This is a genomic window from Komagataeibacter kakiaceti JCM 25156 (assembly GCF_000613305.1).
In genome coordinates this window covers 1-3,736 of record NZ_BAIO01000220.1, presented here as the reverse complement: position 1 = coordinate 3,736, position 3,736 = coordinate 1, and the positions used below count along the sequence as shown (strand labels likewise).

Below are 3,736 nucleotides of genomic sequence, written 5' to 3'. Positions count from 1 at the left end.
CGGCGAGATAGTGGCCAAACCCGTCGCGCGCGCGGCCCGTGGCAAGGTCGGCCTGAATCGCGGGGTCGCGCATGTAGCGCGCCAGATCCAGCGCCGAACAGGGTTTGCGCTGTTCATGTACCCCATCCTTCAGGAAATGGGCATAGCCGTTACGCAGCGCCCCGCTTTCGATCGCGGCCAGCACATCGGGGTTGACCGCGGCATAAAAGGATTCCGAAAAGAATGGGCCGGGGTCGAACGCCATGGGCGTGGTGTTGCACAGATAGTGGTGCAGGGCGGATACAAAGTGGCCCTGCGTTATCTCCGCCTGCATGGCGGGATAGGTGGCGCGGTACCATTCGGCATCGAAGTAAACCGACAGGGTCCGCCACGGCAGTTCCGCCATGCCGCGCAGCAGGTAGTCCACAAAGGGGTGCGCCGCCGCGTCCGGCCCGGCATGGGGCAGGGCGGCAAGATAGGCGGCAGGGTCGAAAAAACACGATCCGCTGCGCATTTCCCCATCGCCCGCACGCAGGTAATGGTCATAGCCATTGCGGTAGCCGCCCGCTGCCAGCATGGCCGGGGTGATGTCGGGATAGGCCGCGCGATAGGCGTGTTCATCAAACAGCCAGTGGGGGCTGTGGGTGTGCAGCCCCGTGGTCAGGTAATGCTCAAATCCGCTGCGCCATGTGCCCTGCGCCACATGGCGGGCCACGTCGGGATAGGTGGCGAGGTACCAGTCCTCATCAAAAAACGGGTTGGGGGAATGGCGCAGGGCTACGCCATGGCTGGCGTAGAAATCGTGAAGCTGTCCGGCAGGGATGTCCATGAGATCGAGAACCGGCGCGTAGTGGGCGCGGTACCATGCGGGGTCGAACGCGGTCCATCCGGCAGCCGTTTCCGCATTGCTTGGGGAAACAGCCATTATATATCCCTGTCCCTGTCATGTTCGGGACAGCATGGGGACAAAAGGTTAATTTTTGATTGGCTAGGCGGGGCTGGCCGGGGCAGGGGGCGCCGAGATGTCGGCCACGCGGGCGTCCACCACCTTTTGCGCATCCGCCGGGGCAAGGCAGACCACCAGCCCTGATCGCCCGCGTTGATATAGACCCGTGGCTGCGCCATGGCCGTGCCGGACAGGACCACGGGCAGTTGCGTGAGCTGCCCGAAGGGGCTGGTGCCGCCGGAGCGGAAGCCGGTCAGCCCGGCTGATTTTTCCGGGCTCATCATCCGCGCGTTCCGCCCGCCGAACAGGGCGGCGACTTTCTTGAAGTTCACCTTGTGATCGGCTGGCACCACGAGACAGACCGGCGTCGTGCGGTCCACTTCCACCACCAGCGTCTTGAGCACGCAGGCCGGATCCACCCCGATGGAGGACGCCGCCTGCATGCCGATCAACCCGCCCCCCGGCGCGTATTCATAATCATGCACCGAGAATGGTACGCCGCTGGCTGAAAGGAATTCGGTGGCCCTGGTCCGTTCCGTCATGTTCCATGCTCCCTGTCTGTGGCGTCAGATGTAATATGGCACCCGGTGACATTCAACCGCCTTGATGCAGCCGCTCCGCACGGGTCTTTCACAAAAGAACGGGAAAACTGTTTTTCAGGCACTGAAATCATGTTTGCCGCATGGTCCGCACCACTGTTGGCAGCGCCAGCACGATCAGTGTCACCCCCATGAGTGTCAGCCCCATGACCCCGCAGCGCATATAAAGTGCTACGCCCCCGATCCCCCCAAGCCCGAATGACAGGATGATCGCGCCATGCAGGCGCAGGCGCTCGCGCACACGGGTCAGTGTCTCCCCCGCGTGGCGGTGTTCCAGCCACTGCGCCAGTTCAATGCCAAAATCCGTCAGCATGCCGGTCATATGCGTGGTGCGCACCCGCGCGCCGGAAATATGGGTGACCGTGGCGTTCTGCAATCCCATGAGGAAACTCAGCCCATAGGCGAGCATCCATGCCGTCTGTTCCAGTGGTAGCAGTTCGGCCAGCATGCCAAGACCGGCCAGCAGGGCGCCCTCCAGCACGATCCCGCAGGCATAGACCGCATGCACCCCCCGCCTGTGCCCGGCATTGACCAGCAGCGTTGCCGCAACGCCACCGCCGATGAATGCGCCGATCAGCCCCAGGCAGGACACCAGCGCCAGTTTTCCATCCGCCGTCAGGCTGGTGGCCAGTGCGGACAGGTTGCCGGTCATGTTGGCGCAATAATAGCCGACGCTCAGGAAACCCGTCACATTGATGGCCCCCGCCATGGCCGCCAGCGTGCAGCCAAGCCGCAGGTCGGTCCCGATATTGCGCGATGTTCCTTCGTGAACCAGCATATTCCCAAATTTCGCCTGCGCGGGAAGACAGCGCCCCGCCACGGGAACTGGCCCCTACGACTGTTATGACATGATGCCATGGGGCAGGGCGCGGCGCAACGGTCCGGTGGCAGGCAGGACGTGCATACGGATATGACGGATTAAATATCCGCAATATCAGGGGCCGTGCCCGGCGTTCAGTCGCCTGCCCAAAGGTTGGCAAAAATGGGGCGTTTCCTGAAGCTTTTTGAAAAAAGCTTCACCAAAACTTTCTTATGTTTTGCGGACTATTCATTTCATCTTTTCTTGAAACATAATGTAATTTCGTTCTCTTTAATTATTAATTTATGGCATTGATATATAAATACCTGAAGCATGCTATTGCGTTGATAAATGTTATTATTTTGTAACTTATGTTTATTTTAAGATATAATTCACGAAATTCCCGTATCTATACATGTGGACAGGACTGTTTGGGAGTGGCATGGTCCGCCAGAATTTATGGACAGACCAGCGCGGGTGAGTAAGTGAATGACCATAATTCCGGCCAGGGATCAGGGAAAAGGAGCCGCCCTGCCCACCCTTCGGCCGGAATGATATGATTAAGTAATGATTGACCTCCTGATTCACGATGCCTGGCTGTATATCGACCGGGGATGGGAAATTCCCGGTGGCTGGATCGCCATAAACGGCGGCAGGTCCATGGTGTCGGCGGCCCCGAACTGCCCCGCCCGCAGGCGCGGGCGCGTCAGTTGACGCACGGGGGCGGCTGGTCACGCCCGGCCTTGTCAACGCGCACCATCATATGTGGCAGAATCTTACACGCGCCTATGCGCCGGTTACGCGCCGCAGCCTGTTTTCATGGCTTGAAAAGCTTTTTCCGCTATGGGCCATGCTGGATGCCGATGCGGTGTACCTGGCCAGCTACGTGGGCATGGTGGAACTGCTGCTGGGTGGCTGCACCACGGCCATGGACCAGCTTTACGCGCATCCGGCCCCCGGCCTGACGGATGCGCAGTTCCGCGCCGCGCGTGATGTCGGGCTGCGTTTTTACGCCACGCGCGGCAGCATCACCCGCACGGTGGAGGAGAGGGGCCTCGCGCCCGCCGCAATCGTGCAGGACGAGGATACCGTCCTGACGGATTGCGAGCGGCTGGTCCATCTCCATCACGACCCCCGGCCCGGCGCGCTGGGCCGGGTGGCGCTGGGGCCGGCCGCTTTGTATCTGGTGTCGGAACGGATCATGCGGGAATCCGTCATCATGGCGGAACGGCACAACCTGCGTCTGCACACCCATCTGGCCGAGGATGTGGATGAGGACGAATACTGCCTGAATGTCTATGCTGCACGCCCACCGAATATCTGGAACATCTGGGCTGGGCCACGCCGCGCACGTGGGTGGCGCATTACATCTATGCCGCCCCGGCCGAGATCGACCGCCATGGCCCGCGCGGG

General features: G+C 61.2%; 3 protein-coding genes and 2 pseudogenes. 2 read left to right on the top strand and 3 right to left on the bottom strand.

The window, feature by feature from the left end; all coding sequences use genetic code 11:
- The 3 genes and pseudogenes from JCM25156_RS23635 to JCM25156_RS10990 form a co-directional block, all read right to left on the bottom strand.
- Positions 1–904, bottom strand: a pseudogene (locus JCM25156_RS23635) (glycosyltransferase); the annotation flags it as partial.
- A gap of 63 nt (positions 905–967) precedes the next feature.
- A pseudogene (locus JCM25156_RS23630) lies at positions 968–1,467 on the bottom strand (aminoacyl-tRNA deacylase).
- Between the two features lie 127 nt (positions 1,468–1,594).
- Complete coding sequence (locus tag JCM25156_RS10990; protein WP_025813113.1) at positions 1,595–2,302, bottom strand: YoaK family protein; 708 nt, start codon at positions 2,300–2,302, stop codon at positions 1,595–1,597.
- A gap of 588 nt (positions 2,303–2,890) precedes the next feature.
- Here JCM25156_RS10990 and JCM25156_RS31095 point away from each other — a divergent pair.
- The gene (locus JCM25156_RS31095; RefSeq protein ID WP_242402611.1) at positions 2,891–3,037 is read left to right on the top strand and encodes a hypothetical protein; all 147 of its coding nucleotides are present in this window, start codon (positions 2,891–2,893) and stop codon (positions 3,035–3,037) included.
- A 49-nt stretch (positions 3,038–3,086) separates the two neighbouring features.
- Positions 3,087–3,736 (top strand): amidohydrolase family protein (locus tag JCM25156_RS23625; RefSeq protein WP_242402610.1); only part of this gene is annotated, 650 nt, incomplete at its 3' end.

Excerpts from the sequence above, each read along its gene's own strand:
- JCM25156_RS10990 (WP_025813113.1), bottom strand. The coding sequence starts at position 2,302 with ATGCTGGTTCACGAAGGAACATCGCGCAATATCGGGACCGACCTGCGG.
- JCM25156_RS31095 (WP_242402611.1), top strand. The coding sequence starts at position 2,891 with ATGATTGACCTCCTGATTCACGATGCCTGGCTGTATATCGACCGGGGA.